14 protein-coding genes are annotated in these 12,858 nt (G+C 71.0%); 10 read left to right on the top strand and 4 right to left on the bottom strand.

The window, feature by feature from the left end; translation table 11 throughout:
• Positions 1–8 precede the first annotated feature (8 nt).
• Together ACSQ18_RS12620 and ACSQ18_RS12615 are read left to right on the top strand one after the other, a co-directional pair.
• Positions 9–731 carry a LytR/AlgR family response regulator transcription factor gene (locus tag ACSQ18_RS12620; RefSeq protein WP_436037760.1) on the top strand — a complete coding sequence of 241 codons (723 nt, stop codon included), beginning with the start codon at positions 9–11 and terminating at the stop codon, positions 729–731.
• The gene (locus ACSQ18_RS12615; protein ID WP_436037758.1) at positions 728–2,047 is read left to right on the top strand and encodes an ATP-binding protein; all 1,320 of its coding nucleotides are present in this window, start codon (positions 728–730) and stop codon (positions 2,045–2,047) included. Before ACSQ18_RS12620 ends, ACSQ18_RS12615 begins: the two co-directional genes overlap by 4 nt.
• A 9-nt stretch (positions 2,048–2,056) precedes the next feature.
• Here ACSQ18_RS12615 and ACSQ18_RS12610 read toward each other — a convergent pair whose 3' ends face one another.
• A complete protein-coding gene (locus ACSQ18_RS12610; protein WP_436037757.1) occupies positions 2,057–2,500 on the bottom strand; it encodes a hypothetical protein in 444 nt (147 codons plus the stop codon).
• A 10-nt stretch (positions 2,501–2,510) separates the two neighbouring features.
• On the bottom strand, positions 2,511–4,442 hold the full coding sequence (locus tag ACSQ18_RS12605; protein ID WP_436037756.1) for an alpha-amylase family protein: 1,932 nt from the start codon (positions 4,440–4,442) through the stop codon (positions 2,511–2,513).
• 132 nt (positions 4,443–4,574) lie between these two features.
• Here ACSQ18_RS12605 and ACSQ18_RS12600 point away from each other — a divergent pair, with 132 nt between their 5' ends.
• A complete protein-coding gene (locus tag ACSQ18_RS12600) occupies positions 4,575–4,940 on the top strand; it encodes a VOC family protein (RefSeq protein WP_436037754.1) in 366 nt (121 codons plus the stop codon).
• Between the two features lie 24 nt (positions 4,941–4,964).
• On the opposite strand, the gene ACSQ18_RS12595 is transcribed toward ACSQ18_RS12600, so the two are convergent.
• A complete protein-coding gene (locus ACSQ18_RS12595) occupies positions 4,965–5,531 on the bottom strand; it encodes an AAA family ATPase (RefSeq protein WP_436037752.1) in 567 nt (188 codons plus the stop codon).
• Positions 5,532–5,571: 40 nt separating this feature from the next.
• Between ACSQ18_RS12595 and ACSQ18_RS12590 the strand changes: the two genes are divergently transcribed.
• On the top strand, positions 5,572–7,044 hold the full coding sequence (locus tag ACSQ18_RS12590; RefSeq protein ID WP_436037751.1) for an L-serine ammonia-lyase, iron-sulfur-dependent, subunit alpha: 1,473 nt from the start codon (positions 5,572–5,574) through the stop codon (positions 7,042–7,044).
• Positions 7,045–7,316: 272 nt separating this feature from the next.
• Here the strand turns inward: ACSQ18_RS12590 and ACSQ18_RS12585 are convergent, their stop codons facing one another.
• Complete coding sequence (locus ACSQ18_RS12585; protein ID WP_436037750.1) at positions 7,317–8,294, bottom strand: hypothetical protein; 978 nt, start codon at positions 8,292–8,294, stop codon at positions 7,317–7,319.
• Between the two features lie 438 nt (positions 8,295–8,732).
• Here ACSQ18_RS12585 and ACSQ18_RS12580 point away from each other — a divergent pair, with 438 nt between their 5' ends.
• The 6 genes from ACSQ18_RS12580 (at position 8,733) to ACSQ18_RS12555 (ending at position 12,843) form a co-directional block, all read left to right on the top strand.
• The gene (locus ACSQ18_RS12580) at positions 8,733–9,188 is read left to right on the top strand and encodes an Hsp20/alpha crystallin family protein (RefSeq protein ID WP_144806225.1); all 456 of its coding nucleotides are present in this window, start codon (positions 8,733–8,735) and stop codon (positions 9,186–9,188) included.
• A 202-nt stretch (positions 9,189–9,390) separates the two neighbouring features.
• Complete coding sequence (locus ACSQ18_RS12575; protein WP_436037749.1) at positions 9,391–10,374, top strand: DUF2804 domain-containing protein; 984 nt, start codon at positions 9,391–9,393, stop codon at positions 10,372–10,374.
• Between the two features lie 14 nt (positions 10,375–10,388).
• A complete protein-coding gene (locus ACSQ18_RS12570) occupies positions 10,389–11,012 on the top strand; it encodes a TetR family transcriptional regulator (protein WP_436037748.1) in 624 nt (207 codons plus the stop codon).
• Positions 11,013–11,037: 25 nt separating this feature from the next.
• A complete protein-coding gene (locus ACSQ18_RS12565; RefSeq protein WP_144806222.1) occupies positions 11,038–11,328 on the top strand; it encodes a DUF4287 domain-containing protein in 291 nt (96 codons plus the stop codon).
• Positions 11,329–11,386: 58 nt separating this feature from the next.
• Positions 11,387–12,112, top strand: coding sequence for an ABC transporter ATP-binding protein (locus ACSQ18_RS12560; RefSeq protein ID WP_436037746.1), 726 nt, complete (start codon positions 11,387–11,389; stop codon positions 12,110–12,112).
• On the top strand, positions 12,109–12,843 hold the full coding sequence (locus ACSQ18_RS12555; protein WP_436037745.1) for an ABC transporter permease: 735 nt from the start codon (positions 12,109–12,111) through the stop codon (positions 12,841–12,843). The genes ACSQ18_RS12560 and ACSQ18_RS12555 overlap by 4 nt, the downstream gene beginning before the upstream one ends.
• The last annotated feature ends 15 nt before the right edge of the window (positions 12,844–12,858 follow it).

Here is a 12,858-nt window from a genome sequence, read left to right as displayed (position 1 = left end):
GTGGTTCCGTGATCCGTGTCGGTGTGATCGAGGACGATCCGCACAGCATCGACCGGCTCCTCTCGCACCTCGACCGGTTCCAGCGCGACCAGGGCGAGCGGTTCCACGTCGGCGCGTTCTCCGACGGCGCCGACATCATCGCCGACTACCGGCCCGATTGGGACGTGCTGTTCCTCGACATCCAGATGGCTCACGTCGACGGGATGACCGCCGCCCGCCGCATCCGCGAGGTCGACTCCGAGGTCATCATCGTCTTCGTGACGAGCTCTCCCCACTACGCGGTGAGCGGCTACGAGGTCGACGCGCTGAGCTACCTCCTCAAGCCCGTGACGTACGCCGCGTTCGAGCAGGAGATGCGTCGCGTGCGGGTACGCCTGCAGCAGCGCACGCGTCGGGAGCTCCTGTTCACGGCGGTCGACGGGGCGCACCATCGGGTCGCCGTCGCCGACATCCTCTACATCGAGAGCGTCAAGCACCGCATCGAAGTGCACACCCTCGACGCCGACTACGCGGTCGTCTCGACGCTCAAGGCCATGGAGGCCGAGCTCGCCGCCGACGGGTTCATGCGCTGCCACAGCGGACTCCTCGTCAACCTGCGACACGTCACCGGCACCGAGGGCAACGACTGCCGGGTGCGCGGCGGCACGAAGCTGCCGATCAGCCGTCCCCGTAAGAAGGAGTTCCTCTCGGCCCTCGCCGCCCACATCGGATCGCGCGGGATCACGGCGTGAACGGCGCCGAGGAGATCGTCGCCGACATCCCCCGCCACCTCACGGCGCTCGCCGAATGGGGCGCGTGTCTCGTGTACGTGCTCATCCTCGGTCGCCGCTGGCGGGCGGGGGGCACGATCCTCGTCGCCGCTGCCGGACTCGCCGCTCTCCTGCTGACGCAGTGGTGGGCCGGCACCCTGCCGCTCGCGCTCTGGATCCCGGGCATGCTCGCGGCGGCGGCGGTGATGTACGGCTTCCTCTCGGCGGCGCTCGCGGTGACGCCCCTGGGCGCCGGGTACATCGCGGCGCGCGCGTTCGTGCTCGGGGAGCTCGCGGCGTCCGTGTACTGGCAGCTCGATCGCTTCTACGCGGAGGAGATTCCGCCGCTCGCGCAGGCGCTCCTGTGCGTCGCCGTCTACACCGTCGTCTTCGCGCTCGCGTGGGCGGCGGAGCGGGGCACCTTCGGACGCGTCGACGTGCTGCGGGTGTCCGGGCGCGACCTCGTGGGCGCGGCGGCCATCACCGTCGCGACCTTCGCGATCTCCAACCTCAGTTTCATCAGCGCGAACACCCCGTTCAGCGGACGCTTCGGCACCGAGATCTTCTACATCCGCACGCTCGTCGACTTCGCGGGCTTCATCGCCCTCTACGTGCAGCACCGGGTGCACAACGAAGCGGTCGTGCGGCGAGACGCCGACGCCATGGCGCACTTGCTGCGCAGTCAGCACGAGCAGTACGAGCTCACCCGCCGCTCGATCGACGACGTCAACCGCAAGTACCACGACATGAAGCATCACCTCGATGCGCTGCGTGCGGAGCAGGATGCCGCCGCCCGCAGCCGCATGGTCGACGAGCTCGAAGACTCGATCCGCGGGTACGGCGCGGTGGTCCACACGGGCCACCACGTGCTCGACGCGGTGCTCACGGCCAAGCGGGCGTACGCCGCGGAGAACGACGTCGAGGTGTCTTACGTCGCCGACGGGGTGCTGCTGGAGTTCCTGCGGCCGCTCGACCTGACCGCCATCGTCGGCAACGCGATGGACAACGCCGTGCAGGCGGCGGCCCGGCTTCCCTCGCCCGATCAGCGCCTCGTGCGCCTCGCGCTCTTCGCGCAGGACGACTTCGTCATGCTCCGCGTGGAGAACACCTACGACGGCATCGTGCGCCGGGAGGGCGAGCGCATCGTGTCGCGGCAGACCGCCGAGGGGCACGGGTACGGCCTCCGCAATATCGAGACCGCCGCGACCGCCTACGGGGGTGCCGTGTCGATCGTGCACGACGAGCGGTGGTTCTCGCTCCGCATCCTGTTCCCGAGGGGCGCCCGCCGCGAGAGCTGACCCGCGCGGTCAGCCGCCGCAGGTCTGCGAGAACCGCACGGCCGCGTCCTGGAGGTCGCCTCCCGACGCGGCGAACGCCTCCGTCGCCGCCTCCGGGTCGTCGCTGGCCGATGCCTCGGCGACCGCGTCGCGCACCGACTCGATCGACGTGCGGAGCGCGGTCATGATGGGTCCGACCTCCGCGTTGGTGACCTCTCCGGCGCGCTCGCCGAGAGAGTCGGCGGCGGCGGTGGGGCTCTCGCCGAGGGCGTCGAGGTCGCCGGCGGCCAGCGCGGTGTTCGCGTCGGCGATGTCCTGCTGCACGGCCTCGAGGCTCTGCGCGACGACGATGCAGGCGTCGGTGCGGCTCTGACCCGATGCGCTGCACGCGGTGACGGATGCCGTGGCGACGACGAGCGCGAGCGCGACGAGGGGGAGGCGGGAGGGGCGCGGGAGGCGGGAGAGTGCCGGCATGATGCTCCGCTCAGGCGAGAGGGGTGACGCGCAACCACACGAAGCCGTGCGCGGAGAGGGAGAGGCCCTCGTCGAGGTCGAGGTCGACATCGTGGAGCAGGTCGCGCGCGATGCGCGCGAAGCCCGACAGCGTGAGCGGATCGATCGCGATGGGCGCGTCGCCGACGTTGCCGAGCACGAGCACGCGCGTGCCGTGCGGCGCGGCATCCGAGTCGTCTTCGAGGGGACGCTGGTAGCCGACCACGCTCGCGTGCGGGGTGTGGAAGGGGAGCAGCGCGTTGCCGGCGAACTCGGGCGTCGTCTGCCGCACCGAGATGAGCTTCGTCAGGCGACGGAAGATGCGCCCCGGCGTGGTCGTGGGGTCGTCGCGATCCGCGTACCGGTCGCGGGGCCGCTGGCCCCGGTGCACCCACCGGCTGTCGCCGCGGCGGACGGGATCGTCGGCGAACGTCGGGTCGTTCAGCTGCGCCACCTCGTCGCCGAGGTACAGCAGCGGCACCCCGCCGGTGGACAGCGCGAGGGCGTGCGCGAGCACGACGCGGTCTTCACCGCCGGGGTCGCCTGCCTCGATGCCGGCGAGCGACGCCGTCGTGCCAGCGACGCGGGCATCGCCCGTGCGGGGGTTCTCCTGGAACGGCACGCCCCGCGCGAAGGTGCCCTCGTGGCGGCCCACGTAGAAGTCGTTGAGGAAACGGCGGTGGCCGTAGCCGTCGATACCGAGCTCGGCGGCATCCTCGTCGGCGAACGTCCACCCGATGTCGTCGTGCGAACGCACGTAGTTCACCCATGCCGTGCCCGGCGGGAGGGCGTGGCGACGATCGAGCGCCTGCTGCAGGAGCCGCGCATCGCGGGTCGCCAGCGCTTCCCACGTGAGCGCCATCTGCAGCGGGTTGTACGAGAGGCGGCACTCCTCGGGGGACAGATAGCTCACGACCTCGTCGGGGTGGACGATCGCCTCCGACTTGAACACGAGCCCGGGGGCGGCCATCGCGAGCACCGCGTTGAACGCCTGCAGCAGCAGGTGGGCCTCGGGCAGCGACTCGCACGCCGTGCCGAGCTGCTTCCAGATGAACGCGACGGCATCCATCCGCAGCACGTCGACGCCGAGGTTCGCGAGGAACAGCATCTCGCCCGCCATCGCGCGGAACACCCACGGGTTGGCGTAGTTGAGGTCCCACTGGAAGTGGTAGAACGTCGACCAGATCCAGCGGCCGTCCTCGAGCTGCACGAACGAGCCGGGGTGGTCATCGGGGAAGATCTCGCGGGTGGTCTGCTCGTACGCGTCGGGCATCGTCCGGTCGGGGAAGATGAGGTAGAAGTCCTCGAAGTCGGGGTCGCCCGCGACGGCCTTCTGTGCCCATTCGTGCTCGTTGCTGGTGTGGTTGAAGATGAAGTCCAGCACGAGCGAGATCCCCGCGAGGCGCAGATCGGCGGCCAGCTCGGTGAGCTGGGCGATCGTGCCGAGGCTCGGGTCGACGCGGCGGTAGCTCGAGACCGCGTAGCCGCCGTCGTTGTCGCCCTCGGGTCCGGCGAACAGCGGCATGAGGTGCAGGTAGGTCAGCCCCAGTTCCCGGAAGTAGGGGATCTGGTCGCGGATGCCGGCGAGGTTGCCGCCGTAGCGGTCGACATAGCAGACGCCTCCCAGCATCCGCTCCGACTGGAACCAGTCAGGATCGCCCGTGCGCACACCGTCGCGCACCTTGAGGTCGAGGGGGCGGGCGTTCCACGACCCGGATGCCAGCGCGATCGTCTGCGCGAGCGCGTCGCGTCCGTCGGGACGGTCGGCGTACAGCCGCTGGAACAGGGCGTGAAGCCGCGGGAACTGCTCGTCGAACCGCGCCCGGAACCCCTCGTCGACGCGTCCCGCCGCCTCGGCGGCCGCCCAGGCGGCCTCGCGGTCGTCGTCGACCGCCCCGAGCGGTGCGCTCTCCGGAACGATCATGATGCCTCTCCGTTCCCGGCGGCGCGCCGCGTGAACCACGAGCATCCGGCGCCGCCCTCCACTCAGCCTAGGCGCTGCGAGCCTCGCCCCCGAGGGTTACAGTGGCCTCACTCGCAACGAAGGGTTCTGCCGATGCGCCTGGTCCAGATCGCCCAGCACGTCGACGACCTCGATCGGGCCGCCGACTTCTACACGGTGCTCCTCGGCGAACCGCCGACGGCGCGTTTCGACCCGCCCGGACTGCTCTTCTTCGACCTCGACGGGGTGCGCCTGCTGCTCGACCGCGCCGCGCCGTCGGCGCTCGTGTACCTGCGGGTGGACAACGTGCACGAGGCGCTCGAGCGGCTCGCGGGGCTCACCGACGTCGTCACCGCGCCGCACCTCATCTTCACGCACGACGACGACACCCTCGGCCCGACGGGCTACGAGGAGTGGCAGGCGTTCGTGCGCGACAGCGAGGGCAACACGATCGGGCTCATCTCCTTCGTGCGCCCGTAGTCGAGAGGTCAGCTCGTCGACGCGTCAGCTCCCGGACGGCGACCCACCCGACACGCGCCGGACCAGCCGCTCCAGCTCCGCGAGCCGGGAGGCCCGGTCGCCACCGAGGTCGGCGACCACCACGGTCTCGCCCACGACGTCGGGGTCGTCGATGAGGTCGAGGAGCACATCGTCCATCGCGGCACGCAGCTCGGGATCCTCGTCGTCGCCGACCGGCGGGAGATCGGGGGTCAGCGGCAGGACGACGAGGATGTCCACGTCCTCGAGCGCGCTCGCCGTCCACGAGCCCGCCCGCACGAGCAGTTCGGCGGGCAGCCGACCGCCGGAGAGCTCGGCCGCGGCGGTGAGGTACGCGAGGAAGTCGATCGGGCCGCGTTCGGCGATGACGTGGTCGCCCCCCTCGTGCGCGATGAGGCGCTGCGCCGAGAGTCGCAGCTGCGCGGTGAACATCTCGACCCCGTCGAGGTCCCAGGACTCGTCGAGCAGGTCGAAGGGGTCGCCGAGCACCGTGTATTCGGGATGCCGCAGCGCGAAATCGGAGATCAGGGTGCTCTTGCCGGAGCCATGGGTGCCGGACACGACGATGCGCATGGCGGCGAGTGTAGACGGTGCCGCGCGTAGGCTCGGGGGTGTGAGCGCATACGTCTCGGCGTTCGAGCTGTTCTCCATCGGAGTAGGACCCTCGAGCTCCCACACGGTCGGCCCGCTGCGTGCGGCCCGGTCCTTCGCCGCCCTCCTGCGGCCGCAGCACAGCGCGGTCGCCCGTCTGGAGTGCGTGCTGTACGGCTCGCTGGGCGCCACCGGTATCGGCCACGGCACGCCCGACGCGATCGTCGCGGGGTTGCAGGGGCACGAGCCGGAGACCGTCGACCCCGCCGTCGTCCGCGGCGCGTGGACCGACTGGCGCGACGGCGACGCGCTGCTGCTCGACGGTGCGCACCCCGTGCCGTTCTCCCGCGGCGACATCGCCTTCGCCCCGCGGACGAGACTGCCGGGTCACCCGAACGCGCTCACGCTGCGGGCGCTCGACGCCCGAGGCGAGCTCCTGGCCGAGGAGACCTACTACTCGATCGGCGGGGGCTTCATCCGGCGCGACGGCGAGGACACCGCGCTCGCCACGGCATCCTTTCCCCACGCCTTCGACACGGCCGAGGCGCTGCTGGCCCTGTGCGACGAGCACGGCTGGACCATCGCCGAGGTCGCGCGGCGCAACGAGGAGTCGCGCCGATCGGAGGCCGAGGTCGCCGCGGGACTCGACGCCATCTGGGATGCCATGGCCGGCTGCGTCGAAGCGGGACTGCACGCCGACGGGGTGTTGCCGGGCATGCTCAAGGTGAAGCGGCGCGCCGGCGCGATCCGGGCGCAGCTCGACGAGGTCGAGAGCGATGGGAAGCGGGAGCTGCCCGGCGAGTGGCTGGGCGCGTTCGCGCTCGCCGTCAACGAGGAGAACGCGTCGGGGGGTCGGGTCGTCACCGCGCCGACCAACGGCGCGGCCGGGATCGTCCCGGCCGTCGCGATGTACTGGTGGCGCTTCCTCGCCGATTCGGGTCTCGGCTCCGGCAACGCGGTGACGCCCTACGGCGAGCTCGTCGGGTCGGCGCTCCTGGGCATGCATCCCGCCGACCCCGTCGCCGACGACGACCTCACCGTGGAGGCCAACCGCCGTCGCGGCATCCGGCGTTTCCTGCTCACGGCTACGGCGCTCGGTTCGCTGTTCAAGGCGAACGCGTCGATCTCCGGCGCGGAAGGCGGCTGCCAGGCCGAGGTGGGGTCGGCGTGCGCGATGGCGGCCGGGGGGCTCACGGCGGTGATGGGCGGCACGAACCGTCAGATCGAGAACGCCGCGGAGATCGCGATGGAGCACCACCTGGGCCTCACGTGCGACCCCGTGGGCGGACTCGTGCAGATCCCGTGCATCGAGCGGAACGCGATCGCCGCCTCCACGGCGGTGACGGCTGCGCGGCTCGCCCTCCGTGGCGACGGCAGTCACTACGTGTCCCTGGATGCCGTCGTCGAGACGATGCGGCAGACGGGCATCGACATGTCGCACAAGTACAAGGAGACGAGCGAGGGCGGCCTGGCCGTCAACGTCATCGAGTGCTGACGTTCGCGCCGTGAAGGTGTCGCACTCGGTGGTGTTCGCCTGTGAAGGTGGCGCACTCGGTGGTGTTCGCCTGTGAAGGTGTCGCACTCGGTGGTGTTCGCCTGTGAAGGTGGCGTAACCGGTGGTCTCTACCCGCGAAAGTGGAGCAATCGGCTGCCTCGACGACGCGGAAACCTCCTATTGCGCCACCTTCTTCGGACGGAGACCGCCGAGTGCGCCACAATCTTGCGCGGCGAACACCGGACACACGCCCGTGCGTGGGTGTGTGCAGGTCACTCGTGTCGGGCGAGCGCCGCGCGCACCAGGTCGACGGCGCGGCCCTGGCGCAGGTGCGTCGCGGTGATCCGCACGACCTCCCAGCCCGCGGCGGCGTAGGCGGCGTACTTCTCGAGGTCGCGATCCCACTGTGCGCGGCTCGTCCGGTGGTGATCGCCCTCGACCTCGACCACGACGCGATGTTTTCGGTAGACGATCTCGGAGATCCCCAGCAGCTTCCCCCGCGGGTCGCGAATCTCCACATCGAGGTCGGGGCGGGGAAGACCCGCCGCGTCGGCGTCCAACCGGAACGATGACTCCAGCGGAGAGCTGCTGCCCTCTCGGATGAGCGGCAGTGCTGCGCGCAGACGCGCGACGCCGCGCCGCGGACCGGCATCCGTGGCGGCGGCCAGCTGCGCGAGCGTGCCGATCCGCGCGTCGGGCAGCGGGATGCCGGAGCGCCCTCGCGGGATGCGCGCGATGGCGTCACCCACGATCACGAGCTCGCGCACCGAGAGGTCCCGCCCGAGTATCGCCCAGGTCGAGGCGGGGCTGCTCACGGGGAGTCCGTCGACGGTCCGCAGACGGACGAGATGGCCCTCGATCTTCACCCCGCGGATGCCGGCGCCTCGCGGCGCGCGGGAGGGCGCGACGACACCGACCTCGAGCCCGTCGCCCGGATCGAGGGGCAGACCGTAGAGGATCGCCGCGGTACGCCCCGTGAAGAACGCGGATGCCGGCATGACCGTGGCGTACGCGATCGCGCTCCGCAGCGTGCGCTCCCGGACCGCTCGGTCACGTGCGGACGGGTCGTCGACCGGCACGGCATCCGCTTCGTGCGCGCTCGGCTGCGGCACCCTGGTGCGGACGCCGTGGAACGGCGCGATCAGGTCGCGCGATCGGAGACGCGAGGCCGAGACTCCCGCCTGGATGCCATCGCGAACGCGGAACGCGTCGCCGAGTGAACGGGGGAGCGGGGCGGGTGGTCGCGGCATCCCTCACTCTTGATCGCACGCGAGCCTCGCGACCCGCCGCGCCGTCGATCCGGGGACACTTGCCGAGCTGGCCCCCCTTGTGGAGGAGCCCTCGCCCGCCTATCTCGCCTCCTATTGCCCTGACCGCCCGAGAAGGTGGCGCGGTGTGCGGTGCCCGCCCGAGAAGGTGGCGCAATCGGTCGCCTCGACGGCGTGGATATCACCGTTCGCGCCACCTTCTCGCCCCGCATGCGCAGATTGCGTCACCTTCTCGGGTCGCTCGCGCCGCCCGCGTCGCACGCGTCGCACGCCCGCATGAAGAACCCCGGATGCCGCGGGCGTTCGCTGGTCGAGAACGCTTAGCACTCTCGCCCTTCGAGTGCTAATCTGGAGTCACTTGAGTCGATAGGGCTCAAGTTTGAGACCACGCAACATCACACGCACTAGAAGGAGAGAACCATGGCCACGTATGACCCGTTCCGTGACCTCGATCGCCTGGCATCGAGCCTCTTCGACGCGCGTCGGGGACCGCGCCGCATGCCGATGGACCTGTACCGCGACGGCGACCACTACGTCCTGTCCGCCGACCTGCCGGGGATCGACCCGGGCTCGGTCGACATCGACGTCGACGGCCAGCTCCTCACCATCCGCGCCGAGCGCACGCTCGCTGCCGGTGAGGGCGTCAAGTGGATCACCCGCGAGCGCGAGGCGGCGAGCTTCCTGCGCCAGCTGAACCTCGGTCAGGGCATCGACAACGACGGCATCGCCGCCACGTACAGCAACGGCGTGCTGACCGTCACCATCCCGGTGAGCGAGAAGGCCAAGCCGCGCAAGGTCGAGGTCGTCGCCGACGGCGCCGCGCCCACGATCCGCACCCACGAGAGCGCCGACGAGCCGCAGCCCATCGAGCAGTAACCCACCGAGCAGTAACCCACCGGGCCGCAGCCCACCGAGCAGTAACCCTTGGCGCGCTCGCGATCCGAACCGCCCCGGTCGCCACGACCGGGGCGGTTCGTCGTGCGCGGGCGTATGATCGGGGCACCCCGAACGGACCGTCTGCAAGGATGCCGATGACCGAGACCGCCGCGATGCGCACGCCGCCGCGCCCCGCCCTCGCATGATCGAGCGCGAGCTCACGCGGGTCGTCTCCCTCACGTCGGAGGACGGCTCGCTCAATCCGGCTGCGGTCGGCTTCGCGCGCAGGCCGCTCGTGACGACGGCGGGAATCGACGGTCGTCATCACTGGGGGCGCAACAAGCGCTGGGAGTACTGGAACATCATCACGCCCACGCATGTGCTGGCACTGACCGTCTCGTCGTTGGACTACGCCGCGGTGCACGAGGTGTGGGTGCTCGACCGCCGCTCGGGTCAGGAGCGCGGTCGGACGGCGACCGTCGTCCCGGCGCACGACGTGGACCTGCCTCCCACCCTCGGCGACGGCGCCGCGATCGCGCGGGCGAAAGACCTGGCCGTGTCGGTGACGCCGGGGGCCGACGCGTGGCGGCTGTTCGCCGAGATCCCCGACGTCTCCTTCGACGTGACGGTGGCCCGGCCGCCGGAGCACGACTGTCTCGCGGTCGTCGTCCCCTGGACGCGCCACCGGTTCCAGTACACCGTCAAGGATGTGGCGCTCCCGGCGACGGGCGTCGTCATCGTCGATGGCGTCGAGCATGCCGTCCCGGCCGGATCGTGGGCCGTGCTCGATCACGGACGCGGCCGGTGGCCGTACGACGTCCGCTGGAACTGGGGCGCTGGATCGGGCGTGGTCGACGGCCGGACGATCGGCCTGCAGGTCGGCGGTCGCTGGACCGACGGCACGGGGTCGACGGAGAACGGCATCCTCGTCGACGGCGAGCTCCACAAGATCTCGGAGGACCTCGCCTGGGACTTCGACGCGGCGGACATGTCTCGTCCCTGGCACGTGTCGGGGGGAGGGTTGGATGCCGCGCTCGTGCCCTTCCACGCGAAGCGGTCGGCGCGTCGCCTCGGTCCGCTCTCGTCGCGGACGGACCAGTGCTTCGGGGTCTGGTCGGGCACCTTCGAGGGGATGCTGTTCGAGGGACTCGTGGGATTCGCCGAAGACGTCCACAACCGCTGGTGACTTAGGCTGACGCCATGTCCGTGTCGCCGACGTCCGAGTCTGCGCCGTCGCCGCGCCGTCGGGGCCGGCCGCGGGGCGGGTCGGACGCGCGGGCGCGCATCGTGACGGCGGCGACGGAGGAGTTCGCCCAGGGCGGCTACGACGGGGCGACGATGCGGGCGATCGCGACGCGCGCGGGCGTCGACTCCGCGCTCGTGCATCACTACTTCGGGACGAAGGCCGATCTGTTCGCGGAGATCATCGGCGCCCCGCTGCGGCCCGACCTCGACATCCCCGCCCTGCTCGAGGGTGATCGTGACCGGTTGGGCGAGGGGATCGCGGCGTACGTGCTCGGCAGGTTCGAGACCCCGGACGTCCGCCGGCGCGGCGTGCTGCTGCTGCGCAACGCGATCGGCAATCGGCTCGCGACCCCTCTGCTGGCGGGGTTCCTGTCGCGGGAGCTGCTCAGTCGCATCACGGATGCCATCGGCGGCGACGACGCCGAGCTGCGTGCGAGTCTCGCGGCATCCCAGATCGCCGGGGTGCTTGTGGCCCGCTACATCCTCGCGCTGCCGGGGATCGCGACGGCTCCCGTCGACGACCTCGTCCGCTGGATCGGTCCGACGATCCAGCGCTACCTCACCGACGACGCGTCCTGACGCCCGTCATCCCGAAGGAGTTCGCATGTCGTTCCAGGCGTACCTCGACAACATCGAGGACAAGACCGGTGTGACGCCGCGGCGGTTCGTCGAGCTCGCCGCCGAGAAGGGCTTCGGTCCCGGGACGAAGGCGGGGGAGATCATCGCCTGGCTGGCCGAAGACTACGGACTGGGGCGCGGGCACGCGATGGCGCTCGTGCACGTCATCACGAAGGGCCCCAAGATCGACGCGAAGCACGTGGGCTCCGGCGGCGTCCACGCCGATGCGTCCGACACGCTCTGGCTCGACGGCAAGGCGTCCCGCCCGACCTCGTGACGGCCGTCTCGGTCGCACGCTCTTGACGGTGATGCCCCCGGAGCGCATAATTCACCGCATGATGAATAAATCGGATGCCGTCCGCATCCGCGGCCTTCGCGTTCGGCGGGGGCGCACCGACGTCTTCTCGGGACTCGACGTCGACATCGCGCGCGGCGCGATCACCGGCCTGCTGGGGCCGTCCGGCTGCGGCAAGACGACGCTGCTGCGGTCGATCGTCGGGGTGCAGAAGGTCTCCGGCGGCACCGTCACGGTGCTCGGCCGGCCGGCGGGCTCCGCGGACCTCCGTCGCCGGGTCGCGTACGACACGCAGGCGGCGTCGGTGTACGGCGATCTCACCGTGCGCCAGAACCTCCGTTCGTTCGGACGGTTGATCGGCGCTCCGGCATCCGACGTCGACCGCGTACTGGATGCCGTCGGCCTGCGCGCGCAGGCCGATCAGCTGGTGTCGTCGCTCAGCGGCGGGCAGGGGAGCCGCGTGTCTCTGGCGGTCGCGATGCTGGGCTCGCCCGAACTGATCGTGCTGGACGAACCGACCGTGGGGCTCGACCCGGTGCTGCGCGCGGAACTGTGGGAGGTGTTCCGGCGGCTCGCGGACGAGGGGGTGACCCTGCTGGTGTCGAGCCACGTCATGGACGAGGCGGCGCGGTGCGACCGGCTGCTGCTGTTGCGTGCCGGTCGGGTACTCGCGGATACGACGCCCGCGGGACTGCGGGAGGACACCGGCGAGGCGGACTTCGACGCGGCGTTCCTCGCGCTGATCAGACGGGAGCAGGCGGCATGAACGGGGGTCGGCTGCTCGCGGTCGCCGGTCGGGTGCTGCGTCAGCTCAGCCACGATCCGCGGTCCATCGCGCTCATGCTGGTGGCGCCGAGCCTGCTCGTCGGACTGTTCGCCTGGCTGTTCACCGATCGGGAGGGGGTGTTCGACCGGGTGGGCGGGCCGATCCTGGCGCTGTTTCCGTTCGTCGTGATGTTCCTCATCACGTCGATCACGACCCTGCGGGAGCGTCGGAGCGGCACCCTGGAGCGGCTCATGACGACGCCGCTCGGGAAGGCGGAGTTCATCCTCGGGTACGCACTGGCGTTCGGTGCGATGGCGACGCTGCAGGCTATCGTGACGGTGACGTTCGCGGTCGGCGTGTGCGGTCTGGATGTCGAGGGCGAGCTGTGGCTGCTGGGCCTCGTGGCGGTGGTCGACGCCCTGCTCGGCACGGCGCTGGGCCTGCTGGCGAGCGCGTTCGCCCAGACCGAGTTCCAGGCGGTGCAGTTCATGCCCGTCCTCGTGTTCCCGCAGATCATCCTCGGCGGACTGTTCATGCCGCGTGACGAGATGCCCGACGTGCTGTCGGCGATCAGCGACTGGCTGCCCCTCAGTCACGCGATCGACGCCGTGGATGCCGTGGCATCGGGCGCGGACGGCGCGGATGTCGTCCGGCCGCTCGTGATCGTCGCCGCGTTCACCGTCGCTGCGCTCGCCCTGGCATCCCTCACGCTGCGTCGACGCACGCCCTGAGCGCCCGCCTCACTC

Source organism: Microbacterium sp. LjRoot45 (genome assembly GCF_964253325.1).
Classification (GTDB): Bacteria; Actinomycetota; Actinomycetes; order Actinomycetales; family Microbacteriaceae; genus Microbacterium.
Note: the sequence above shows the minus strand (reverse complement) of the source record. Positions and strands in the feature narration are given on the sequence as shown.